Source organism: Rhizobium sp. 05L429, assembly GCF_056397645.1.
In genome coordinates, this window is the sequence record NZ_JBFTNV010000043.1 from 32,060 (window position 1) to 56,207 (window position 24,148).

The 24,148-nt window shown below is 60.5% G+C and carries 23 protein-coding genes; 16 read left to right on the top strand and 7 right to left on the bottom strand.

Annotated features, from left to right (window positions below):
- The first annotated feature begins 17 nt into the window (after positions 1-17).
- From waaA to lpxK, 3 genes are all read left to right on the top strand, one after another.
- Positions 18-1,337 carry a lipid IV(A) 3-deoxy-D-manno-octulosonic acid transferase gene (gene waaA, locus AC1DNW_RS31835; protein WP_477855421.1) on the top strand — a complete coding sequence of 440 codons (1,320 nt, stop codon included), beginning with the start codon at positions 18-20 and terminating at the stop codon, positions 1,335-1,337.
- A gap of 9 nt (positions 1,338-1,346) precedes the next feature.
- On the top strand, positions 1,347-2,069 hold the full coding sequence (locus AC1DNW_RS31840) for an HAD family hydrolase (RefSeq protein WP_113295140.1): 723 nt from the start codon (positions 1,347-1,349) through the stop codon (positions 2,067-2,069).
- Positions 2,070-2,174: 105 nt separating this feature from the next.
- A complete protein-coding gene (gene lpxK, locus AC1DNW_RS31845; RefSeq protein ID WP_477855422.1) occupies positions 2,175-3,218 on the top strand; it encodes a tetraacyldisaccharide 4'-kinase in 1,044 nt (347 codons plus the stop codon).
- Between the two features lie 97 nt (positions 3,219-3,315).
- Here the strand turns inward: lpxK and AC1DNW_RS31850 are convergent, their stop codons facing one another.
- Positions 3,316-3,543: a DUF2093 domain-containing protein gene (locus AC1DNW_RS31850; protein ID WP_113308182.1), complete on the bottom strand. Its 228-nt coding sequence runs from the start codon at positions 3,541-3,543 to the stop codon at positions 3,316-3,318.
- A gap of 67 nt (positions 3,544-3,610) precedes the next feature.
- Entirely contained in the window at positions 3,611-5,425 is a 1,815-nt protein-coding gene (mutL, locus tag AC1DNW_RS31855; protein WP_113295143.1) for a DNA mismatch repair endonuclease MutL, read from the bottom strand.
- A gap of 183 nt (positions 5,426-5,608) precedes the next feature.
- Between mutL and AC1DNW_RS31860 the strand changes: the two genes are divergently transcribed.
- Together AC1DNW_RS31860 and AC1DNW_RS31865 are read left to right on the top strand one after the other, a co-directional pair.
- Positions 5,609-7,324: a response regulator gene (locus AC1DNW_RS31860; RefSeq protein WP_113308183.1), complete on the top strand. Its 1,716-nt coding sequence runs from the start codon at positions 5,609-5,611 to the stop codon at positions 7,322-7,324.
- 128 nt (positions 7,325-7,452) lie between these two features.
- Positions 7,453-8,820 carry an EAL domain-containing protein gene (locus tag AC1DNW_RS31865; RefSeq protein ID WP_113295145.1) on the top strand — a complete coding sequence of 456 codons (1,368 nt, stop codon included), beginning with the start codon at positions 7,453-7,455 and terminating at the stop codon, positions 8,818-8,820.
- A gap of 64 nt (positions 8,821-8,884) precedes the next feature.
- Here the strand turns inward: AC1DNW_RS31865 and AC1DNW_RS31870 are convergent, their stop codons facing one another.
- The 5 genes from AC1DNW_RS31870 to AC1DNW_RS31890 all read right to left on the bottom strand — a co-directional run bounded on the left by AC1DNW_RS31870 (position 8,885) and on the right by AC1DNW_RS31890 (position 12,955).
- Entirely contained in the window at positions 8,885-9,514 is a 630-nt protein-coding gene (locus tag AC1DNW_RS31870) for a PRC-barrel domain-containing protein (protein ID WP_113308184.1), read from the bottom strand.
- Between the two features lie 223 nt (positions 9,515-9,737).
- Positions 9,738-10,625 carry an SMP-30/gluconolactonase/LRE family protein gene (locus tag AC1DNW_RS31875; RefSeq protein WP_113295147.1) on the bottom strand — a complete coding sequence of 296 codons (888 nt, stop codon included), beginning with the start codon at positions 10,623-10,625 and terminating at the stop codon, positions 9,738-9,740.
- A 4-nt stretch (positions 10,626-10,629) separates the two neighbouring features.
- The gene (locus tag AC1DNW_RS31880) at positions 10,630-11,262 is read right to left on the bottom strand and encodes a 2-dehydro-3-deoxy-6-phosphogalactonate aldolase (RefSeq protein ID WP_113308185.1); all 633 of its coding nucleotides are present in this window, start codon (positions 11,260-11,262) and stop codon (positions 10,630-10,632) included.
- Positions 11,263-11,276: 14 nt separating this feature from the next.
- The gene (locus AC1DNW_RS31885; RefSeq protein WP_113308186.1) at positions 11,277-12,194 is read right to left on the bottom strand and encodes a 2-dehydro-3-deoxygalactonokinase; all 918 of its coding nucleotides are present in this window, start codon (positions 12,192-12,194) and stop codon (positions 11,277-11,279) included.
- A complete protein-coding gene (locus tag AC1DNW_RS31890; protein ID WP_477855423.1) occupies positions 12,194-12,955 on the bottom strand; it encodes an SDR family NAD(P)-dependent oxidoreductase in 762 nt (253 codons plus the stop codon). The genes AC1DNW_RS31885 and AC1DNW_RS31890 overlap by 1 nt, the downstream gene beginning before the upstream one ends.
- A 134-nt stretch (positions 12,956-13,089) precedes the next feature.
- On the opposite strand from AC1DNW_RS31890, the gene AC1DNW_RS31895 reads away from it, so the two are divergent.
- The 11 genes from AC1DNW_RS31895 to AC1DNW_RS31945 all read left to right on the top strand — a co-directional run.
- Positions 13,090-13,902 (top strand): IclR family transcriptional regulator, encoded by an 813-nt coding sequence (locus AC1DNW_RS31895; protein WP_477855426.1) that lies wholly within the window; start codon positions 13,090-13,092, stop codon positions 13,900-13,902.
- Positions 13,903-14,159: 257 nt separating this feature from the next.
- A complete protein-coding gene (locus AC1DNW_RS31900) occupies positions 14,160-14,891 on the top strand; it encodes a helix-turn-helix transcriptional regulator (RefSeq protein ID WP_113308188.1) in 732 nt (243 codons plus the stop codon).
- Between the two features lie 559 nt (positions 14,892-15,450).
- Positions 15,451-16,605 (top strand): Mrp/NBP35 family ATP-binding protein, encoded by a 1,155-nt coding sequence (locus tag AC1DNW_RS31905; RefSeq protein WP_113308189.1) that lies wholly within the window; start codon positions 15,451-15,453, stop codon positions 16,603-16,605.
- A 358-nt stretch (positions 16,606-16,963) separates the two neighbouring features.
- The gene (locus tag AC1DNW_RS31910) at positions 16,964-17,941 is read left to right on the top strand and encodes a magnesium transporter CorA family protein (RefSeq protein ID WP_113295179.1); all 978 of its coding nucleotides are present in this window, start codon (positions 16,964-16,966) and stop codon (positions 17,939-17,941) included.
- An 18-nt stretch (positions 17,942-17,959) separates the two neighbouring features.
- Positions 17,960-19,858, top strand: coding sequence for a potassium transporter Kup (locus AC1DNW_RS31915; protein ID WP_477855424.1), 1,899 nt, complete (start codon positions 17,960-17,962; stop codon positions 19,856-19,858).
- A gap of 217 nt (positions 19,859-20,075) precedes the next feature.
- Positions 20,076-21,254: a cell wall hydrolase gene (locus AC1DNW_RS31920; RefSeq protein WP_113308190.1), complete on the top strand. Its 1,179-nt coding sequence runs from the start codon at positions 20,076-20,078 to the stop codon at positions 21,252-21,254.
- Between the two features lie 283 nt (positions 21,255-21,537).
- Positions 21,538-21,876 carry an AtpZ/AtpI family protein gene (locus tag AC1DNW_RS31925; protein WP_113295155.1) on the top strand — a complete coding sequence of 113 codons (339 nt, stop codon included), beginning with the start codon at positions 21,538-21,540 and terminating at the stop codon, positions 21,874-21,876.
- A 59-nt stretch (positions 21,877-21,935) separates the two neighbouring features.
- Positions 21,936-22,688 (top strand): F0F1 ATP synthase subunit A, encoded by a 753-nt coding sequence (locus AC1DNW_RS31930; protein ID WP_113295156.1) that lies wholly within the window; start codon positions 21,936-21,938, stop codon positions 22,686-22,688.
- Positions 22,689-22,754: 66 nt separating this feature from the next.
- Positions 22,755-22,982, top strand: a complete 228-nt coding sequence (locus tag AC1DNW_RS31935; protein ID WP_015338972.1) for a F0F1 ATP synthase subunit C — start codon at positions 22,755-22,757, stop codon at positions 22,980-22,982.
- 78 nt (positions 22,983-23,060) lie between these two features.
- A complete protein-coding gene (locus AC1DNW_RS31940) occupies positions 23,061-23,681 on the top strand; it encodes a F0F1 ATP synthase subunit B (RefSeq protein WP_113308191.1) in 621 nt (206 codons plus the stop codon).
- A gap of 3 nt (positions 23,682-23,684) precedes the next feature.
- Positions 23,685-24,148 (top strand): F0F1 ATP synthase subunit B (locus AC1DNW_RS31945; protein WP_477855425.1); only part of this gene is annotated, 464 nt, incomplete at its 3' end.

A 24,148-nucleotide genomic window follows, 5' to 3' on the forward strand; every position in this document is an offset into this window, starting at 1 on the left:
GATCGGAGGTCTGCCGAATGAGCTCCCGGATGGCGCGGATCGGTCTGAACGCGTACCGTCTGGCGGGAACCGTGGCGTCGCCGGTCGTCGGCCTCTACATCACCTACCGCACGGCCAAGGGCAAGGAAGACCGCGCCCGCCGGCTGGAACGCTTCGGCTATGCAAGCGCCAACCGCCCGCAAGGCCCGCTCGTCTGGTTCCACGCGGCAAGCGTCGGCGAAACCAATGCTGTCATTCCCCTGATCCGCGAAATTCGACGCCGCGACATCAATGTCATCCTGACGACAGGCACCATCACCTCGGCAAAGCTTGCCGCCGAACGTCTCGGCAACGACGCGATCCATCAATACGTCCCGCTCGACCTGAAGCCCTCGGTCGGCCGTTTCCTCGACTATTGGCAGCCGGACTGCGCCATTATCGCCGAGTCTGAAATCTGGCCCGCGACCGTGCTGGAACTCGGCCGTCGCCGCATTCCGCAGATCCTAGTCAATGCCCGCATGTCGGACCGGTCCTTCGCCCGTTGGCGCCGTCGCCCGTCGATTGCAGAAGCGCTCTTCGAAAATCTCGCGCTCGTCATCGCCCAGTCGGATATGGATGCCGAGCGTTTCCGCGATCTTGGCGCCGTGCCGGTCATCACGTCAGGCAATCTGAAGGTCGATACGGACGCGCCGCCCTATGACAGCGCAGTCTTTGCCCGCTACAGGAAGCAGATCGGTGACCGCAAGACATGGGCGGCGATCTCCACCTTCGACGGCGAGGAGAATGCCGCCGGCATCGTGCACCGCGCTTTGCGCGATCGTGACAAGCAGCTGACGATCATCGTGCCGCGTCATCCCGAGCGCGGCGACGAGATCGAGGCCGCGCTCGTCAAGCAGGGGCTGAAGGTCGCCCGCCGCACGCGCGACGATGTACTTTCCCCCGATATCGATATCTTCCTCGGCGATACGATCGGGGAGATGGGCCTCTATCTTCGCCTGACGGAGGTCGCCTTCGTCGGCCGCTCGCTTTTCGCCGAAGGCGGTCAGAATCCGCTKGAGCCGGCCATGCTCGGTTGCGCCATCTTGTCCGGCGGCAACGTGCAGAACTTCCGCGAGGCCTATCAGAAGCTTGCCCGCAGCGGCAGCGCCCGCATGGTGCGCGATACCGAAATGCTGGCAAAGGRCGTGCATTACCTGCTGACCAATGATGAGGCGCGGGGCAATATGATCCAGGCTGGCATCGCTACCGTGCATGAAATGCGCGGCGCACTGACGGCCACCCTGAAGGGGTTGGAGCCCTATATCAATCCGCTGACGGTGAAGGCGCGCCTGCTGCCCAAGGCCGCGGCGCAGGCCTGAGGAACTGTCATGTCGGCAGAGGTGAAGATCAAGGGCATCCTCTTCGACAAGGATGGTACGCTCCTCGATTATGATGAAAGCTGGCTGCCGGTGAACCGCGAGCTGGCTCGTATCGCCGCCGAGGGTGACGCGGCTCTTGCCGATCACCTGCTTGCCGCATGCGGCATGGATCCGGTGACGGGGCATATCGTTCCCGACAGCCTGCTTGCCGCCGGCAATACCCGCCAGATCGCCGAAGGCCTCATCGCCGCCGGCTCGAAGGTCGAGGTCATCGAGCTGACGATCAAGCTCGACAACCTCTTTGCCAATGCCGCCGAATTCTCCGTGCCGGTCACCGATCTCGCAGCCTTCTTCGGGCGTCTTCACAAGCGCGGTTTCAAACTCGGCATCGCCTCGAGCGACAACGAGCGCTCGATCCGCCAGACGGCGCAACGCTTCGCCATTTCCGGATATGTCGATTACATCGCCGGTTACGACAGCGGCTTCGGCAGCAAGCCGGAGCCCGGCATGGTGCTTGGTTTTTGTGCCGCGACCGGCCTGTCGCCAGAAGAGGTCGCGATGGTCGGCGACAACAATCACGACCTCCATATGGGCAGGAATGCGAAAGTGGGCCTGACGATTGCAGTTCTGACAGGCACCGGCTCGCGTGAATCTCTATCCGGAGCGGCAGATCACGTCTTCGACGACATCACCCACATCGAGGCTCTGCTGCCCGATCTGCAGCCGGCGTGACGCGCAAAGACTTGCATTTTCATGATTTTTAGCTTCTCAATCCGCCCGGTCGATTTTGGGAAACCTCGCCGTGGGGGGTGAGGGCAAGGGGAACGGGACGGCATCATGATATCCGAAGCGCCGCCTTTCTGGTGGAGGCGGGCAGGTTGGCAGGCCTGGGTCCTATCGCCCCTTTCTTTCCTCTATGGCCGCGTGGCAGGCTACCGTATGGTTCATGCGCGCCGCGCCTCGGTTCCAATCCCCGTCGTCTGCGTCGGTAATTTCACCGTCGGCGGTGCCGGCAAGACGCCGACGGCGATCGCCATTGCCCGTGCCGCCAAAGCCAAGGGCCTGAAGCCCGGTTTCCTGAGTCGCGGCCATGGCGGTTCGCTCGATATGACTGTTGTCGTCGATCCCGCGCATCACCGCGCTGTCGCCGTCGGCGACGAACCGCTGCTGCTGGCGCAGGAAGCACTGACGGTAATCTCCCGCCGTCGGGTCGACGGTGCTCTCAGGCTCGTCGAAGAAGGCGCCGATTTCATCATCATGGATGACGGCTTCCAGAGCGCACGCCTCACGATCGACTATGCACTTCTGGTGATCGATGCGACGCGTGGCCTTGGCAATGGCTATATCGTGCCAAGCGGACCGGTCCGTGCTCCGGTGCGCCTACAACTGCRCCAGGCAACCGCACTCCTGAAGGTCGGCGATGGCAACGCGGCCGACCGCATTGTCCGTATCGCGGCCCGCGCGGCAAAACCCTATTTCACCGCGGCGCTGAAGGTGCCGGGCGAAAACCATCTTGCCGGGCTCAAGGTGCTCGCCTTTGCCGGCATCGCCGATCCCGAAAAGTTCTTCCGCACTGTGCGTTCACTTGGCGCGAGCATCGAGGTCGCGACCTCCTTCGGCGATCATGAGCACCTGAGCGAAGAAGAGATCGACGGTCTTCTGAACACTGCGGACCAGCAGAACCTGGCGATCGTCACGACCTCGAAGGACTTCGTGCGGTTGGCCGGCCATCACGGAAAGGCGGAACAGCTTGCGGCCCGCTGCCACGTCGTGGAGGTGGAGATGGCCTTTATGGATCCTCGTGCCCCCGGTCTCATCATCGACCGTGCGTTCGAAGCCTGCCGCGAGCGGCGGCTCAAGGAAGCGAAGGCGAAAGCCTAGAGCAATTCCAGCAGAAATGTACGCGATTTTGCGTCCGGAATTGCGTGAAAACAAGAAGTTAGCGCATTTACGCGCTTCGAAGAAAAGTGGAAATGCTCTACCGTTGGGTCGGCAGAACGCCGGCGCGACGGTCGGCTTCGAGGGCCGAGGCGACGTCGGCATAGGGCTCCTGCCGCGCCACGCTCCAATAGCGAAGCTCGTCGAGCGGGATCTGTTTGCTGGTGAGTGCGCAGACGACATAGGAGCCAGGTGACAGAATCTGGAAATCGCCGTCGAGATACCGGATCTTCGCCTCGCGGTTTCCGTGTCCTTCGAACAAGTTCATTCGCTCCATTCCCTGCGGCCTGCCATCTGTCTGCCATACTCCGCGAGAGGCGATTTTGCCAGCTTTTTCAGCTCCGGCCGAACAGCCGCTCGATATCGGCAAGCTTGAGTTCGATATAGGTCGGGCGTCCATGATTGCACTGGCCGGAGCCCGGCGTCACTTCCATCTGACGCAAGAGCGCATTCATTTCTTCCGGCCGCAGCCGTCGTCCCGATCGCACCGAGCCGTGGCAGGCCATGGTTGCCGCCACATATTCGAGCTTGGCGGAGAGGCCGGATGCCGTGTCCCATTCGGCGATCTCGTCGGCAAGCTGCCGGATCAATCCCTGCGTGTCGACTTCGCCGAGCATAGCCGGCGTTTCGCGCACGGCAATGGCGCCCGGCCCAAAACGTTCGATCGCCAGGCCGAGTTCGGCGAACTCCGCGGCATGCACCATCAGCCGGTCACAATCCTCCTCGGAAATGTCGACGATTTCAGGGATCAGCAGGACCTGTGAAGCCAGTCGCTTGGAATGCAGCGCCTTGCGCATGGCCTCGAACACCAGCCGTTCATGGGCCGCGTGCTGATCGACGATGACGATGCCGTTATCTGTCTGGGCAATGATATAGTTCTCGTGGATCTGCGCCCTTGCGGCACCGAGCGGATAGCGCGCCACCGGTTCGGCGGCGGCTGTCTGCGCTTGCGGCGCGGGCTCGAAAACCGCCTCCGAACGTGCTGTCGGATGGACGAGCCCGTCGAAGGAAGCTTGTGGTCTTTCACCGAAACCGGCTGTCGGCTGGTATGGCCGGGAAGGGGAAGTTGCCGCAGACCATGGCGCCTGCGGCCGCTGTGGTGCCGCCTGGAATCCGGGGCGGAAGGCGCGCAGCATGTCGTTTGCACCAGTCGTTGCCGCGCGGCTGCCGTCACGCGCCAGCGCCTCGCGGATTGCGCCGACGATCAGCCCGCGGACCAGTCCCGGATCGCGGAAGCGGACGTCGGATTTCGCCGGATGCACATTGACGTCCACCAGCGCCGGATCGAGCGTGATCGACAGCACCGCGACTGCATAGCGGCCGGCCGGGATCGTTTCGGCATAGGCGCCGCGGATCGCCGAGAGGATGAGCTTGTCCTGTACGGGGCGGCCGTTGACGAAAGCATATTGATGGGCCGAATTGCCCCGGTTGAAGGTCGGCACGCCGGCAAAGCCGGTCAGCTGTACATCCTCACGTTCGGCGTTGATGGCGATCGCATTGTCGCGGAAGTCCTTGCCGAGTATCTGCGCCATACGCGCCAGATGATCCTCGCCGGTTGCCGGAAATTCCAGCGTCGAACGGTCGGGGCCTGACAGCACGAAGCGCACGCCCGGAAAAGCGATCGCCATGCGCTTGACGATCTCGGTGATTGCGGCCGCTTCCGCCTTCTCCGTTTTCAGGAATTTCAGTCGCGCCGGTGTGGCGAAGAACAAGTCGCGCACTTCGACGATCGTTCCCGGATTGGCGGCTGCCGGGCGCAGATGCACGATTTTGCCGCCGGCAACCGAAATTTCGGTACCTGCAGCGCTATCACGCCTGCGGCTTGCGATGCTGAGCCGCGCCACCGAACCGATYGACGGCAATGCTTCGCCGCGGAAGCCGAGCGTACGGATATCGTCGAGCGTATCCGATATCTTCGAGGTGCAGTGCCGTCTCACGGCAAGTTCCAGATCGGCAGCGTCCATTCCGGCACCGTTGTCTGTTACGCGCAAGAGTGCCTTGCCGCCGCCGGCGGTTGCGATCTCGATGCGCGTCGCGCCCGCATCCAGTGCGTTTTCGATCAGCTCTTTCGCAGCACTCGCCGGCCGTTCGATGACCTCGCCGGCGGCGATCTGGTTGATGAGCGTTTCGGAGAGCTGTCTAATGGCCATGCGCCTATTTTCGGGGATTCGCGGCCGGGAGGAAAGGGCTTTCATCAGGCGGGAGCCAAGTACTGGAAGCTTCTCCCCCAAATTTGGGGGTCACTACTGTTAAGCGGCCTTTAAGACAAAAACGGCATTTTATTCATATGCCTCCGAAACTGCGAAAATCGGACAGATGTGGGATGTGAAAGAATGAGTGCCGGCTTCGAAAAGGCGGACACATCATCTGCGAGTGACGCGCTGCCGCCTGAGGCCGATCTTCAGACGGTGCTTTTCGACGCGGCATGCGACAGTCTTTCTGCTGCATTCGTCATCTATGACCGCAACGATCTTCTGATCTTCGCCAGCCGCCAGGTCATGGAATTCTTTCCGGTCCCCGAAGATGTGCTGCGGCCGGGCGCCCGGCTTCGTGATTTCCTGGGTGCGGTCTACGATACCGGCATCCGCGAGCAGACCCTCGTGCGCCAGGCGGGTTCGCTCGGCCGCGAGGACTGGCTGTCGCAGCGCATCGCCTCCCATTGGCGCGAACGTTTCGAATCCGTCGAGCGCCACGGCACCGATCGCTGGGTGCGCTTTTTGAAGCGCCGGCTACCGAACGGCTACGGCGTGACCATCATCTCCGATATTTCCGAAGCGCGTAAGCGCGAGGAACAGTGGCGCTACGATCTGGAGCGCGTGCAACTCACCGAGGACATCCTCGACCATCTGCCGTTCCCGCTCTTCGTCAAGGATCGCAATCTCACCTACGTCGCCGTCAACAAGGCTTTCTGCGAGAAGTACCAGACGACGGCGGATGAAGTTCTCGGCCGCAAGAGCGGCGAACTCTTTTCGCCCGACATCGCCAAGCGCTTCGAGGAGAGTGACCGCCATGTGCTGGAAACCGGCGAAATGTCGGTCGCCCGCCAGCGCCAGATCGCCCGTGACGGCACCGAGCGCGACATCGTCAGCCGCAAGCACAGGATCGGTAAGCCGGGACGTTACTTTCTCGTCTCGACCATGCAGGATCTGCCGCGCGACGGCGACGATCTCGACGAATTCAATCAAGCCTCGGAAATCACCACTTCCAGCAACCAGACCTACCGGCGCGCCTATGTTCCCGCGCCGAACGCATCGCAGCGCCGCGAGCCGGCGGCGATGGAGGCAATCGTTCCGGAAAACTTCTCTGGCCGAAAGATCCTCGTCGTCACCTCGGATTTCGCCGCCGAGACGGCCGCGCTACGCACGCTTGCCAAATACGGCTTCGAATCCTGCTCCGTCCGCGGCGAGGATGAGGAGGAACGTTTCCTCGAGATTGCGAGCTCCTCCGGCATCTCGCTCGATCTTCTGATCATCGATAATCAGATGGGCATGCGCTGTCTGGAGCTCGCCGAACAATACGGCATTCCCGCCCTTGTCATGGATGGCTTCCAGATCGCCAACGAGTTGACCTTCCAGATCGCCCGCCACTTCAACCGCAACGGACGCGGCGGCGGCGCTGAAGGCGACTGGGAAATCACCACGACTGAAGAAAACGTCGGCCTCCAGGTTCTCGTCGCCGAGGACAACGACATCAACCAGATCGTCTTCACGCAAATTCTCGAAGGTCTCGGCTACCGCCATCGGATCGCGGCAACGGGCGAAGAGGTCGTTCGCCTCTGGGCCGAACACCGGCCGCAGATCGTGCTGATGGACATTTCGCTGCCGGTCTTCAACGGCTTTGAAGCCTCGCGCCTTATTCGCCAGATGGAAGCGGGGCAGGGCACGCGGACGCCGATTATCGGCGTGCTGACACAAGCCTTCGAGCGTGATCGTGCGGAATGCGCCAATGCCGGTATGGATGACGTCATCATGAAGCCGGTCAGCCCGGACATCCTTGAAACGGTATTTCAGAAGTACCTGATGGATGAGCCGATCAAGGCCCGAAACTAAATAAAATATCGGTCAACTCCCCAGATTTTGGGAATGCTTCGGGTTGTATCGCGGCCGATTTACTATCGAATTGTTAAGATTTGCCGGTCATTCTTCACCAGGGTGCGGAGGAAAACCTTGGGTTTGGAGTGATGGTGTCGGCAGAAATACCATTCGTGACGGTAAGTCAGAACGAGCTCCAGGCGATGGCCTATACTGATCCGCTGACCGGATTGGGAAACCGGCATCGCATGCGGGACAAGGTGATGCAGATTTCTGCCGAGCGCGCCAGCGATCCGGCACCCTTTACCATCGGCATTGCCAATCTCGACAGTTTCAAGCCGATCAACGATCTCTTCGGCTCCACCGCCGGCGATGAAATCCTGTGCCAGGTCGCCCATCGCCTGAAGGCCTGCATCCCGGATGGCGCTATCGTGACGCGTCACGACGGCGACGAGTTCGCCTTTGTCCTGCCGCTGATCTTCGAGCGCGCCAGTGCCGAGAAATTCGGCCAGATGATCCGTGAGGTCCTGTCGGCTCCCTACGATCTCGGCGACCGCAACGTCCGCCTTTCTGCTTCCTTCGGTTTTGCGATCTATCCCTTTGCCGGCGAGGACTGCGAGGAGCTGCTGAAGAGCGCCGAAACCGCGCTCTACCGTTCCAAGCGTCGCGGCCGCGGGCAGATTACCGTCTATTCGCGCGAGATCGCCCAAGAGATGAAACGGGCGACCCAGCTCGAACAGGCGCTCAGAAACGCCATCATCTCCGATGTCATCGACGTGCATTTCCAGCCGATCGTCTCGCTTGCCAATAATCAGGTGGTGGGCTTCGAGGCATTGGCCCGCTGGAACGATCCCGATCTCGGCTTCGTCTCCCCCGGCGTCTTCGTGCCGCTCGCCGAAGAGCGTGGCTTCATCGATGCCCTGTCGGAAGCGCTGCTGCGCAAGGCTGCGGAAGCGGCACTCTCCTGGCCGCGTGAACTCTTCCTGTCCTTCAATCTGTCTTCCGCCCAGCTTATGGATCCGGGCACGAGCAGCAGCATTCTGTCGATCCTCGGCCGTGTCGGTTTCGACCCGCATCGTCTCGAGCTGGAAATCACCGAAACGGCTGTCATGAGTTCGGCCGACACGGCGCACCGAATCATTGCCGATTTGAGAGCTGCCGGCGTGCGCATCTCGCTGGACGATTTCGGCACCGGCCAGTCGAGCCTCGGGCGCTTGCGCGATTTCATCTTCGACAAGATCAAGATCGACCGTGCCTTTGTCTCCCGCATCAATTCCGACCGCGCCTCCGAACACATTATCAAGGCGATCCTTACCATGTGCGAAGGTCTCGACCTCGAGGTCGTGGCTGAGGGCATCGAGGATTATTCGGAAGCGGTCAAACTGCGCATGCTCGGTTGCGGCATGGGACAGGGCTATCATTTCGGCCGGCCGGCCGATGGCATCGCCACGCTGCGCTTCCTGCACGAGAACTATTACTACGACACGAGTGCTACGGAACGCGCCAGCGCATAGGCCATGCGCAAAAAAAGATGGCGCCCCATGGGACGCCATCGCCTACGCTCTACTCTCCGCTGAATTACTTGTTGGTGGTCGAGCCGGTGGACGTACTGTCYGTCGGCATCGCCGTGCCGGTCGCTGCCGGAGCCTTTTCAGCCGACTGCATCTGCAGTGTCTTGAACTCCGGTGCCGCCTTCAGCGATTCTGCGGTTTCCGTGGTCGTCAACTTGACGGAACCGTCCTGCGTATTCTGGGCGGCAGTGACTTTTTCCATCGGCACAGCGACGTTCTTTTCGCCGATGCCAAGGAAGCCGCCGACACCGATGATCGCTGCTACGATACCGCCATCCTTCTTGAGGATCAGGTCGTTGACGTCACCGATGCTCTCATTGTTGCCGTTATAGACCGACTGGCCGATATAGGTATTGGCGCTGATCTGGTCCGGGGCCTGCTGGGTCAGGTAGCTGTCACCACCTGCCTGAGCTGTATCGGTGCTCGGAGCGGGCGCCGGAGCCTGCGCGGCATCACCTGCCGGAGCCATCGGCTTCACCGGCTCGGCCGGCGCCGGCGATGCCGGGTCGGCGGGCGCAGACTGCGTCGGAGCAGCGGGGTTAGCTGGCTGCGGAGCCGTCTGTGAAAATGCCGCCGGTGCGAAGGCCGTGGCAAACAGGGCGCCAGCGGCAACGGTCGTCAGAAGTTTGCGTGTCATATCGAACCTACCTTTGTTTCATGAGTGATCCAGGCCCGGCAGCGCCTGTTTTTTCAGGCATTTCTGCCACGCCGGTTCACGAATGAAATGACCGGTGTGCCTATTGGTTCCGGGCGAAGACACGGAAAATTTTACGATTTTCACGGAACCTTGAGCGGAAAACAGCCCGAAAAAGCAAAGGCGCCCCGCAATGGAGCGCCTTCTGAATTCGAGGCCTTTGCCTTTAGATTACGTAGGCAGGATCGAAAACGCCCTTCACTGTGATGCCGAGTTCGAGCAGCGCGCCGGCGCTCGGCTGGGCGGATCGGGCATCCTCGTCAAGCCCCTCCCAGGCTGTCGTCACCACCAGCCGGTCGGCATTGGCGCCGATGAAGGCCGGGCAGGAAGGCTGGGCGGCTGGCACTTTGTAGCGGGCGATACGCAGGCCATCCGGGCTGTAGCGGTCGACGACGCCAGCGCCCCAGCGGGCATTCCAGATGTAGCCATCGGCATCGCAGACCGAACCGTCGAGCCCGCCGGGTTCGTCCATGCTATCGACCATCACGATCGGTTCACCGGCGGGGAGGCCGGTCTGCGGATCGACCATGACGCGCATCAGACGGCTGAGGCGGGTATCGGTAAAATAGCCGGTCGTACCGTCAGGCGAAAAGCAGATAGAGTTCGGAATGCTGATGCCACCGAAGATCTTCGTCACCCTGCCGGCGGCGACGTGGTAGATCGCGCCCGCCTGTTGCTCGGCGCGCTTGCTCATCGTGCTGATCCACAACGCGCCGGAGGGATGCGTGCGGCCGTCGTTGGAGCGGTTTTCCGGCCTGTCATTTTCGAGCGCTGCATAGAAAGTCAGCTTGCCGCTGGCGATATCTCGCACGAAAAGCCCCTCTTCGGTCGCCAGTAGCTGGCGCTCAGAATCGATCCGCGCAAGCACGCTTGCCATGACGGGCAGCGAATGCACCTTCTTCTCGTCCGTCGAAAGATTGAGTTCGTGAAGCTCCTTGCCGAGAATGTTGAACCACCAGACGGAGTTGGAAACGGGATCGTAAGTCGGCCCCTCACCGAGAACCGAATTGGTATTGCAAAGTGTTTTGCCCTCGAATTCATAAATATCAGTCATATGCCTATGCTCCTATGGCCGCGTCATAGGCTAAGATGGTTGCCTTGGCGCGCTCGGCAACCTCTGCATTAGTCATTCCGGGCTTGTAAATGCTGGTGCCGAGGCCGAAGGCGAGAATGCCGGCTTTGGTATAATCGGAGAAGTTTTTGTCCGATACGCCGCCGACCGCCGCAATTACCATTTCCGGAGGCAGGATGGCGCGGATTGCGGTGATGCCGGAAGGGCCGAGAACGCTGGCGGGGAAGAACTTGAGGCCGGTTGCACCCGCGCGGGCGGCCTGCAGTGCTTCCGTCGGCGTAAAGACGCCAGGCATTGTCACCATGCCGTAGTCGCGTGCGCGGATGATCACGTCGGGTTCGACATTCGGGGTCACCAGCAGTTTGCCGCCCGCCGCATGCAGGCTGTCGACGGCCTCTGTGGTGAGCACGGTGCCGGCACCGATCAGCACGTTATCAGGTGCCATCTTGGCAGCAATCTCGATAGACTTGAAGGGTTGCGGCGAGTTGAGCGGGATTTCGATCGCCGTCAGGCCGTTTTCGATCAGCGCACCGACCACGGTCTCGGTTTCTTCGGGCTTTATGCCGCGCAGAATGGCAATCAACGGGCGCTTCATATCGGGGAAGGGGATACGGTTCATGGGAGATGTCTTTCTCAGTTCGGCCAGATGGCCCGGGCAGCGGCCGAAAGCCCGCCGCGAACGGCGGCATCGGCATCGACGGCGGTGAAGGAAAGGGAGAGCGTGCGGAAGGCCTGCTCGTAAAGCGCCTGCAGGCGTCCGGACGCAACGAGCGTGATGGCCGTATCCTTGCCGGCATCCTGCAGCGCGCCGGCAATTTCGAGGCCGATCAGGGTGCCCGAGAGTTTAGCCTGTGCGGCCGCAGCCGAAATACCGTGCAGAAGCTGGCCTGAGCGCGCGGTGAAAATCAGGTTCGATACGAGCGCCGGCCGCTTGAAGGCGGCCGCGACTGCTGCTTCGAAGGCTGCGGCATCGGCCGGCTGGTCCTCGGCGCCGGCAACGGCATGCATGAGGATCGTATGCTTGGTGACGGCGTCGAAAAGCTCGCCGGTCATGAAGCTGGAGAAGCCGGTGACCGTACCGTCGTCAACATGGACCCACTTGGAATGGGTGCCGGGCATGCAGACGGCTTGTGCACCCTTGCTGTCGGGCCCGAGCGCACCGAGAAGCTGCGTTTCCTCGCCGCGCATGACATCGGGCGCCACCGCATCGCGCTGGGCAAGACCGGGYAGGATGCGCACATCGCGGTTTTCGCCCGGCACGGACACTGCGCCTGATAGAATCGAGGAGAGGGAGGCGGGCACATCGATATAACCAGCCTCGACCCAGCCCTGCCGGGCGCCCGCCATGCCGCAGACGATGACCGGCAGGTCCGCGGGCGCTTCGACGGCTGTGAGATGTCCAGCGAGAACTTGGGAAAAGCCGGTCTTGGCGGCGGTCGTCATACCTTCGCCGCTGCGGCGCTCGGCAAGAATGCTGCTGTCCGCACCGATAAGCCAGAGCCGGAAGCTGCTTGTGCCCCAGTCCACCGCAATATAAGCGGGATTTGCCATCAGAGAACGCCTCCATCGACGATTAGGGACTGCGCGGTCATGGCGGCTGCGCAGTCGGATGCAAGAAACAAGGCGGGACCGACGATCGCGTCCGCCTTCAATACGATTTTCAGACACTGCCCCTGCACGGAACGGGCAATGCTCTCCTCCGTCAGCCACAGCTTCATCTGTCGCTCGGTCACCACCATGCCGGGCAGGATGCAGTTGACKCGKATACCGTTAGCGCCGAGCTTTCCGGCCATGCTCTTTGTCAGGCCGACCACTGCGGCTTTGGCCGCAGCATAGGCGGGGAAAACGCCCATGTTCAATTTGAAGGCGATAGACGACATGTTGATGATCGCCCCGCCGCCGGCCGCCCGCATCGAAGGTACAACTGCCTGCGAGGTGAAGAAGACATGCCGAAGGTTGACTGCCTGGTTATTGTCCCAATAGTCCTCGGTCACATCGTCGAATTCGTGCCTGTCGTCCCAGGCTGCATTGTTGATAAGCACCCGGATCGGCCCGGACTTTTCGACAACCGCGTTCACCGTGCGCCTGATGGCGTCGATATCGCGCAGGTCCGTGTGGTAGAAGCTGACCGGATGCGCATTCTCGCGGGAAAGCCGCCCAGCCAGTTCCCGGCTTTCAGCCTCGGCGATGTCGAGGAAGGAAACCTTCGCGCCCTGCCTTGCGAAACCCTCGACGAGGGCAGCACCGATGCCGGAACCGCCGCCGCTCACCAGCACCGTGCGGTCCTTGAATTCGGGGAATTGTGCAGACATAGCGCTCACCGTTTCTCCTCCCGGCATGCTGTGAATTCCATTATTTGGAACTTAATTTGACTATATGGAATTATCCGATTAGGCTGCCGTTCCTGTCAAGGGCGGGAAAGGCGATGATATCAAGCGGCGACAGCATGGCGCAGGCAGATGACGAAAGCATGTTGCGCGACACCGGCACGCCGCGTGACACCGGCACGCTCGGCAAGCTGATGGTGCTGCTCGATCTCGTCACCCATGCCGATGCTCCCTTGCGCTTCACCGATATCCTCGCGCTTGCCAACCAGCCGMGCGGCACACTGCACCGCCAGCTCGGTCATCTCTTGGAGGAGGGACTTCTCGAGCTCGATGCCGAGGGGCGTTATGCGCCCGGCCTGCGGTTGCTCGACTTTGCCTCACGAAGCTGGGCGCGCAACGAATTCCGCCTGATTGCCGCGCCGCATCTCGCCGCCCTCCATCGGAGGACCGGTGAGACCGTCCATCTCGGCGTGCTGCGCGGCTCCTCCATCATCTACCTCGACAAGGTCGAAGGGCACCAGCCGGTGCGCATGTATTCACAGATCGGCAATGCTTCGCCCTGCTATTGCACCGGTGTCGGCAAAGCTGCCCTTTCAATTCTGCCATCAGACAAACTCCGCGAATTGCTTCCGAGCCTGCGCTTCACCCGCTTCACTCCGGCGACGCATGTGAACGCTGAAACCCTGCTGGTAGAGATCGGCGAAATCGCCTCAGCCGGTCATGCTTTCGACCGGGAGGAGCATGAGGCGGGTATCTGCTGTGTCGCCGCTCCCATCTGGTCGGACGACGGCTCCTTCATCGGTGGGGTTTCTGTCACCGGTCCAGCTTACCGCCTGTCGATGGAACTTCTTCACGAATGGGCCGTTCCGGTTCAGGTGACAGCACGGAAAATCATAGACGAAATGCGCATCCGCCTCGGGCCGAGGCGTTGAAACCGATTTGACCCCGGGCAATTGCTGGACGTCGTATACATAGCATGCTTATGATGAGTGCGTTATTGAGATTTGACGGCGAATCACGCCAACTGGGGTCGTCCGCGAAATCATCGACAAATCACCGGCCGACCGCGCTGCGCGCCGAGGCTGATCCTATTGATCTGACGGGCGTTGTGTAACCCACCCTGTACCTGACCTCCCAAACAGGCTGCCAGCGGTTTACCCAAAGCCCGGTTCGAAGGCGAAAAAATCTGATGGCAAGCTTACCGCAAACTTCGGTGGAAGACGCCTATGTCCAGGAGGTCGCCAGTCTAAAGACGCAGTTCGACATCTTCCGCTTCATGAAGCGGGTGACGGAGGCCTATCGGGGCCGGGCCTTCATGGTTCTGAACCTGCCCCCGATCACCTCCTTCGACCTCCAGGGCAATACGATCATCACGAGCTGGCCGGCCGAACTGCTGTCCATCTATGATCAGGAGGGACTGATGATGAACAGTCCGGTCCTGCGACGGCTGCGCACCTCGACCTTACCTTTCTTCCACGACACGGCACGGGCCAACTGGCCGCGCGACGACGGTAAGTCGGGCCTCGTGGCAACCCTTTTCGAACGCTTCAAGATGATGCGCTGCGCCTATTTTCCGACCCACGAACCGTCTGGCGCGCGCGGCGCGGTCTCCTTCGCCGGCGATCGCGAACCTTATACGCCTGCCGAGATGCGCGAACTCAGCTACATCGCCATCCACGTCTTCGACCGGCTCGCCGAGATCCGCAATCTCGATACGCGCATGACCGATACACTGACCGACCGCGAGATCGATTGCCTCAACTGGACCGCAGCAGGAAAGACGAGCGCCGAGATAGCCGAAATCCTCGAACTCTCGGAACACACGGTCAATCACTATCTGAACCGCGCTACCAAGAAGCTTGATACGGTCAACCGCACGCAGGCGGTCGCCAAGGCGCTGCGCATCGGCCTTATCAAGTAGCTCCATTAGTGGCTCCGGATTAGTAGGCATGCCGGCCTAAAATAACGTCAGTAGCTGCCATCGTGCTCAATATGTGAGCGCCATTCCCTTTGCAGGCGGTCCCGGACTGACAATTATCATCTTTATCACCGGATTCCGCAGTTGGCATGCTTCGTGCATCATTACCTGCAGAGGTCCAGAGGGGACTTTAACAGCGCCAGTTCAATGGTGCGACCGACACGCCGCCGTCTGATGTCGTTGCCGCTTTTCTCCCGGCTCTACGATGTTGGCGGCGGTTGTTGCGTTTAGGCAACCGCCTTTAGCCGCTGTTCCGAAACCGGACGATTTCTTTCGATTTTTTCTGGCGTTTTTTTCCGCTTGCTCTACTTCGCCCCGAATTGCGCCGGTTCTCGGGGAGCCGTTGCGGCCATCAGGGCGAAAGCCCGGCGGACTTGGTGGCCGCAACGGAGAGAGAACCCGTTGCCTTTCCTTAAATATGAGATGTGCCTGCCACTCGATTTTGTTTGGCGAAGCTGCCGGCCTCCACTATTTACTGACAAGGAAAAGCAGTGAGGGTGGTATGACCGAGGTCACCAAGGAACAGGTTCTGGAAACGCTGAAGACCGTGCGCGGGCCGGATCTGGAGCACAATATTGTCGAACTCGGCATGATCTCCGACGTCTTCATTTCCGACGGCAAGGTCTATTTCTCCATCACCGTGCCGGCCGAACGCGCCAAGGAGCTGGAGCCGCTGCGGCTCGCCGCCGAGCGTGTCATCAAGGAAATGCCGGGTGTGAAAGGTGCGCTTGTGGCGCTGACGGCAGACAAGAAGGCCGCCGCAAATGCACCTGCAGCGCGCCCCGCACCGCAGGCTGACCATAGCCATCACGGCCACTCCCATGCCCCCCAGCAACAGCCGCCGCGCACGGCCAAGATCGGCGTTCCCGGCATCGGCTCCATTATCGCCGTCGCATCGGGCAAGGGCGGCGTCGGCAAGTCGACAACTGCGGTCAATCTGGCACTCGGCCTCCTTGCGAATGGTTTGCGCGTCGGCATCCTCGATGCCGATATCTACGGCCCTTCCATGCCGCGCCTCCTGAAGATATCCGGCCGCCCGACGCAGATCGATGGCCGCATCATCAATCCGATGGAAAATTACGGCCTCAAGGTCATGTCCATGGGCTTCCTCGTCGATGAGGAAACCGCGATGATCTGGCGCGGGCCGATGGTTCAGTCGGCGCTGCTGCAGATGCTGCGAGAAGTCGCCTGGGGTGAGCTTGACGTTCTCGTCGTCGACATGCCGCCCGGCACCGGCGATGCCCAGCTCACCATGGCCCAGCAGGTGCCGCTCGCCGGCGCCGTGATTGTCTCCACGCCGCAGGATCTGGCGCTGATCGATGCCCGCAAGGGCCTCAACATGTTCCGCAAGGTCGAAGTGCCGGTTCTAGGCATCGTCGAGAACATGAGCTATTTCGTCGCACCAGATACCGGCACGCGCTACGATATCTTCGGCCACGGCGGTGCACGCAAGGAAGCCGAGCGCATCGGCGTGCCCTTCCTCGGCGAAGTGCCGCTGACGATGAACATCCGTGAGACTTCGGATGCCGGAACGCCGCTCGTTGCCTCCGATCCGAACGGCATCGTGGCCGGAATCTACCGTGCTATCGCCGCCAAGGTCTGGGAACAGGTCGGCGAAAAACCGCTGCGCGCCGCACCTGCGATCATCTTCGAATAGTGCGAATCACAAGCCGGTCACCTCAAATTGTGGGCGAAATGAGATGAATAGGCGCCGTTCACGTAAGATGTCTTGATTATTTTCAGGCTTTGCTTCATATGCCGCCGGCGTCATGATGGCGCGTCTGCGAATGCTCTATGGTGGCCGCCTGTCGATGAAGGTTCCGGCCTCTCTGCATGTTCAGAGTTGACTTGTCGATCGAAGGATTGGTGACTGCGATGCGGTGGAGCAACCCGGCCGGAAAGGCCGGATATGGCCGGAGTTGTATGAACTTTCTTTATCCGCTTCCGTTACGGTCGATGACGAGCGCCCCGGGCGTATCCCTGCTCGCGCCTATATGGCGCCGGAGATGCGGACTGTGATTACCGCATACTGTTCCAACTGCAAGTCGGTCGAGCTTCGTGATCTGGCGAACCCTCCGGAGTTTCCGGCGGATGTGGTATGGATCGACATGATCGAGCCGACTCGCGAGGAGGAACTCCATGTCGAAAAGATCCTTGGCATCGAAGTGCCGACCAGGGACGATCTCAGGGCAATCGAGCCGTCGGCACGCCTCTACGTCGAAAATAATGCCGTCTACATGACCGCTTCGCTGATATGGAAAGCGGAAACGGAAGCCCCGACCCTGACGGATGTGGCCTTCATTCTCGCGGGCGGCAAGCTGGTAACCATCCGTTACGCCCATCCGAAATCCTTCGCGCTCTTCATCGCCGCCCTGCATCGCATACCCGAGCAATGGCGCAGCGGCGCGGCCCTTCTTGCCAAGCTGCTGGAAACGATTGTCGACCGTACGGCAGAAGTGCTGGAAGTCTCGATTTCCCGGCTGGATATCCTGTCGGTCCACGTCTTCGGCGACCGTGCCAAGAAGGTGCGCAAGCCCTCGAACTACCTCGAAGAGAAACTGAAGGACATTGCCGGCCATCACCGGATGATCAGCAAGCTGCGCGACAGTCTCGGTTCGCTCTCGCGCCTTCTCACCTTCTTCTACACGATCCCTGCCGTGCAGCACGACCAGGAGACCAAGGAACTCTGCCGCACCGTTTCGCGCGATATCCAGTCCCTTTCGGAACATGCTTCCTTCGTCGCCGGCAACATCACCTTCCTGCTCGACGCCTCGCTCGGCCTCATCAACATTGAGCAGAACGCCATCATCAAGATTTTTTCGATCGCTTCTGTCGTGTTCTTGCCGCCGACGCTGGTCGCCTCCATCTACGGCATGAATTTCGAGTTCATGCCGGAGTTGCACCTGACCGCGGGTTATCCTTACTCGCTGGGCCTTATGGTGATCTCCGCCGTCATTCCCTTCTTCTTTTTCCGCTGGAAAGGCTGGCTCTGAGGAGCCYGTAATTGCTTCATGTCTGAAGAAAGCCATTCTCAAGAACGCAACCTCACGCCGCGCAAGCTCTTTTATCTCGCGCTAGGCTCCGTAGGTGTCGTTTACGGGGATATCGGCACGAGCCCGCTTTACGCGTTCCGCGAAGCGCTGAAGCCGGTTGCTCATGATGGTCTTACCCGTTTCGAGGTGATCAGCCTCATTTCCCTGATGATCTGGGCGCTGACCATCATCGTCACCATCAAATACGTGCTCTTCCTGTTGCGCGCCGACAACGACGGCGAAGGCGGCACGCTGTCGCTGCTCGCCCTGCTGATGAAAACCGCCAATGGCCACACCGCGCTCTTGATGCTGCTCGGCCTCATGGGCGCGGCGCTCTTTCTTGGCGACGCCATGATCACCCCGGCGCTCTCGGTTCTGTCAGCGGTCGAAGGTATCAAGCTCGTCACGCCGCAGCTGTCGGAATATATCGTGCCCATATCGGTAGCAATTCTGGCACTGCTCTTCGTCGTGCAGTCGCATGGCACGGGGGCGGTCGCGCGATTCTTCGGCCCCATCACGGCGCTTTGGTTCCTCGTCATGGCCGCCGCCGGTATCGCTCATATCTCCGATGACTACGGCATCCTCGCCGCCTTCAACCCCTATTATGCAATCAGCTTCCTGCTACACGAGGGTTTCTATGGCGTCGTCGTTCTCGGTGCCGTCTTCCTGACCGTCACCGGCGCGGAAGCCCTCTATGCAGATCTCGGCCACTTCGGCCGCCGCCCGATCCAGTGGGCATGGTTCGCGCTGGTCTTCCCGTCGCTGACGCTGAACTATTTGGGGCAGGGCGCGCTTGTTCTGGGCAATCCGATGACGATGTCCGATCCCTTMTACCTCATGTATCCGAAGTGGGCGCTACTGCCGGTGGTCATCCTCGCGACCTGCGCGACGATCATCGCCAGCCAAGCCGTCATCACCGGCGCCTTCTCGCTCGTACGTCAGGGAATCAACCTCGGCTTCCTGCCGCGCATGGAAATTCTCTTCACGTCTGAGACCAATACCGGGCAGATCTTCGTGCCTTCGGTCAACGCGGTGCTGTTCTTCGGCGTCATCTTCCTCGTGCTCGGCTTCAAGACCTCGGATTCTCTGGCGACCGCCTACGGCATCTCGGTCACCGGCGCGATGGTCGTCACTTCAATCATGGCCTTCGAATTCGTCCGCGTCCGTTGGAACTGGTCGCTTCCGGTTGCCATCATCGCGCTGCTGCCGCTGGTCATTCTCGAGCTGATCTTCTTGGGCGCCAACCTCCTGAAGATCCATGATGGCGGCTACATCCCGATCATGATTGCGACCGCTTTCACCGTCATCATGTGGACCTGGCGTCGCGGCACGGCGATCCTGACGGAAAAGACCCGTCATACGGATATTCCGCTTGCCTCCTTCGTCAGCTCCATCGAGCGCAAGAGCGAGCATTCGCCGGCCCATGTTCCGGGCACCGCGATCTTCCTGACCAGCGATCCGGATTCCGCACCCGCCGCATTGCTGCACAATCTCAAGCACAATCACGTGCTCCATGACCGCAACGTCATCCTGACGATCCGCACGGTCAACAAACCGCGTGTCTCGCCGCAGGAGCGCTACAAGGTCGAGCAGATCTCCGAGCGTTTCTCGCGTGTAGAACTGCTCTTCGGCTTCATGGAATCGCAGAATGTCTCGCAGGCGCTGGCGGCATTGCGCAAGACGGGCCTGAAGTTCGACATTATGACGACGTCCTTCTATCTCGGCCGCCGCAAGCTGGTGCCCGATGCCAAGTCCGGCATGCCATACTGGCAGGACCGCCTTTACATCGCGCTCGCCAACGCTGCCGCCAACCCCTCCGACTACTTCCGCCTGCCGGCCAACCGCGTGGTGGAATTGGGTTCGCACGTCATTATTTGATGGGACGGAAGGAGAGGGCGCCATCTTGCCCTCTCCGATTTCTGTGACCGGCATGGGAAGCACCCGGGTGAGGTGGTCCATCTCACGAAAATATCAGCCGCATTAGAACATGCGAAAATCCTCATGGGCATATTCCGGCATGGCTCGTTAACCAGCTATCAAGGTTAATGCGAGATTTTCTTGGGACTGTTCCTGCGTCCCATGCCTGGAGTCCGCGTTGCGTCGAAATGGCCGCTCCCGCAGCAAGCTGCGTCTCTTGCCCCAGAACTGGGTCTCTCCAGCGATTTTCGGCATGGCCGGATGGCTGATCTTCCCGAGCGTTGCTTCTCACGCCGATCTTGCCACTATGCTCGCCGGTCTCGACAATGACGGCGAAAGCTGGCGCATGGTTCTGACCAATTCGCCGGCTGGCTCAATCCACCAGGCTGAACTTGCCTTTGCTGATCCCGCTGCTACCGGCTCGATCGCAGCCGGTGCCGGCATGGTGCTGCCCGACGGCCGCAAGGTTGCCTTCGTTGCTGGTGAGAAGGGCAATGAGGAGACCCCGGACGAGGATCGAGTCAATCGCAATGCCAAGAAGGGGCGTGTCGTCGCCGTGGAAAAGATGCAGCCGCCGAAGGATTTCTCGGCTGGCTCTATCCTTCAGCGCACCAAGCTTCTCTTCCGCCCGGACTTCGATCTCAAGGACAAATCCGCTTTCGTGAAGCCCAAGATCATGGGCAAGGAAATCGAAATCGCCACGGCCTTCTATAAGAAGGAGCCGGTTCCGCAGCAGGACAATGCCATGCCGGCCATGCTGGCAAGCCTCGTGACCAGCAACAAGGCGGATGTGCTGGCGACGGCCTATGCGCCTGCAGCGCCGGATTATTCCCGCCAGTCGCCCTTCGATTCGATCCTGACCGACACGGATGAAGGCCGTTTCGTGCCGCAGATCGGCCCGAAGGACCATGCCTGGGCCGCGAGCGTCCTGCCGCCCGGTGTCTTTTCTGCCGGCGAGCAGCAATGCCTGGCTTCAGGCATCTATTTCGAGGCGCGCGGTGAATCCGTGAAAGGGCAGGCGGCTGTCGCGCAGGTCATCCTCAACCGCGTCCGTAACCCGGCCTATCCCAAGACCATCTGCGGCGTCGTCTATCAGAACGAAGATTGGCGCAACCGCTGCCAGTTTTCCTTCGCCTGCGACAGCATCAAGGACCGTGTGAATTCGCAGTATCACTGGCGCGTCGCCCGCGATGTGGCGATGGCCGTAACCGCCGGCAGGATCTGGCTGCCGCAGGTCGGTTCGGCCACGCATTATCATGCTGTCTACGTCCGGCCGAATTGGGCCGGAAGCATGGAAAAAGTCGGCCGCATCGGCATGCATGTCTTCTATCGCACCTATGGCGGTGGCTGGAGTTGAGGCAAAACGGCCGCTGATTGCCGATTTTTTGCCGTCCGGCGCCGTTCGAAGACGGATTCTTTCGGTGAAATCGGCTCAGAGTGACAAAATTCCGTTTAAGGCTTTGATTTCTTTTGGTTATTTTATGGCTGGACACAAGCTCTCTACGCCTTGACTATGCTAATCCCTAAAACTATGTTGCGCGCGACTTCAGAACGGGCCGGAAGGTTCTTTAACCTTTGCGTCCGTGGTCCGGAAAACCGGGGTAGCGGGATTGCGGGCGACGGGAGCGGAGGAGAGCACGATGGCGGATGACCGCGAAGAAAGTCTTGAGCAGCGCCGTCGGCAGCTGGGAGCGGAACTCGCCTCCAAGCGTGTCGATGACAGGAAAGAAGAGGCAAGAGAGGCGAGCGCCGAGCAGAGCCGTAAAGGTTATGCCCAGGCGATGAAACTCTCCAGCGAATTCATTTCCGCCATCGTTGTCGGTGCTGTGCTCGGCTATCTCTTCGACCATTTTGTTGGCACGACGCCTTGGGGGTTGATTGTTCTTCTGCTTCTTGGATTCTGTGCCGGCGTTTTGAATGTTTTGCGCGCTGCGGGGAAGGTTGCCCAACCCCTTGATCGCCAAAACGCTGATAAATAGGGCCGTCTGGCCCAGTGCAATTTCCGCCTCTCGGGCGGGCCAAAGAGAGAGAGCAACCGGTGTCAAACGATCCGACTCATCAGTTCCAGATCTTCAAGATTGTGCCGATCGAGATCGGCGGGATTGATTTCTCGTTCACCAACGCATCTCTCTTCATGGTGGCTTCGGCTGCCGTCGCTGCTGGCTTCCTTTATTTCTCGACCACGAATCGCGCCATTGTTCCGGGCCGTTCGCAGTCGCTCGCCGAAATGTCCTATGAGTTCATCGCCGGCATGCTGAAGGAAGGCGCAGGCACCAAGGGAATGAAGTTCTTCCCGCTGGTCTTCTCGCTCTTCATGTTCGTGTTGACGGCAAACCTGCTCGGCATGTTCCCGTATTTCTTCACGATTACCAGCCAGATCATCGTCACCTTTGCGCTGGCGATCCTCGTCATCGGCACGGTTCTCGTCTACGGCTTCTATAAGCACGGCTTCCACTTCTTCAATGTTTTCGTGCCCTCGGGCGTGCCGGGCATTTTGTTGCCGCTGGTCGTCTCGATCGAAATCATTTCCTTCCTGTCCCGCCCGATTTCGCTCTCTGTTCGTCTTTTCGCAAACATGCTCGCTGGTCACATCACATTGAAGGTGTTCGCAGGCTTTGTCGCCTCGCTTGGAGCCCTCGGTGCAGTCGGTGTCGGTGGAGCCGTACTTCCTCTCATCATGACCGTCGCCCTGACCGGTCTCGAGTTCCTCGTCGCCTTCCTTCAGGCTTACGTCTTTGCGGTGCTGACTTGCATGTACCTCAATGACGCGATCCATCCGGGCGGGCACTAAGGATAACGACATCGACGTCAAAGGGCGTCAGTCATTCGCCGCAACAACCATTTAAAGGAGTTCAACATGGACGCGGAAGCAGCAAAGTTCATCGGTGCAGGTCTGGCTTGCTTTGGTATGGCCGGTACGGCTCTTGGCCTCGGCAACATCTTCGGCAGCTACCTCTCCGGCGCTCTGCGCAATCCGTCTGCCGCTGACAGCCAGTTCGGCCGTCTGGTATTCGGCTTCGCCGTTACGGAAGCTCTGGGCATCTTCTCGCTGCTCGTCGCTCTTCTCCTCCTCTTCGCCGTTTAATATCGGTGGATTGATGGATCACGGCCTGCGAACAGCGAGCCGTGATCCTTTGCATTTGCAGTACACCTGGAGGTGAGCATGTACTTTGTGACCCCGGCCTACGCTGAAGAGGCACCGGCGGGAACCGCGACGGATGCGCATGCCGCTCCGGCTGCCGGCGAGGTCCATACCGAGACTGGCGTCGCCGAAGGCGGCCACGCACGCGGACCTTTCCCGCCTTTCGATACGTCGACCTATGCATCACAGCTTCTCTGGCTGGTGATCACGTTCGTCATTTTCTACCTGCTCATGCAAAAGGTCATCGCACCGCGCATCGGTGCCATCCTCGAGCAGCGTCACAACCGCATCTCGCAGGATGTCGAAGAAGCCGGCCGCCTGAAGGCGGAAGCTGATGCCGCAGTCGCAACCTATGAAGGCGAACTCGCCGCTGCCCGTTCCAAGGCAAACTCGATCGGCACTGCCGCTCGCGATGCTGCCAAGGTAAAGGCTGAGGGCGATCGTCGCGCGGTCGAAGCAAGCCTGACCGAAAAGCTGAAGGCCGCCGAAGCCCGTATCGCCGACGTGAAGACAAAGGCCTTTGCCGATGTCGGTGCCATCGCCGAGGAAACCGCAGCAGCTGTTGTCGAGCAGCTCATCGGCGGCTCGGTTGCCCAGTCTGATGTCACTGCTGCCGTTGCAGCAGTCAAGAAGGAGGCTTGATCGATGGAATTTGCTTTTGATGCAACTTTCTTCGCCTTCGTTGGCCTCGTTCTCTTCCTGGCGCTGATTGTTTACCTGAAGGTTCCGGGCTTGATGGCGAAGTCGCTTGACGATCGCGCCGACCAGATCCGCAACGAGCTGGCTGAAGCCAAGCGTCTGCGCGAGGAAGCCCAGCACCTGCTCGCCGAATACCAGCGCAAGCGCAAGGAAGCCGAAGCTGAAGCCGCGCACATCGTGGCAGCTGCCGAGCGCGAAGCCGAAATGCTGACCGCTGAAGCGAAGAAGAAAACGGAAGAATTCGTCGCCAATCGCACGGCTCTTTCCGAGCAGAAGATCAAGCAGGCCGAAGCCGACGCAATGAAGGCTGTTCGCTCTGCTGCAGTCGATCTCGCCATCGCAGCCGCTGAATCCGTTATCGGCAAACAGGCTGATGGCAAGGTTCAGTCCGAGCTTTTCGGTCAGGCCGT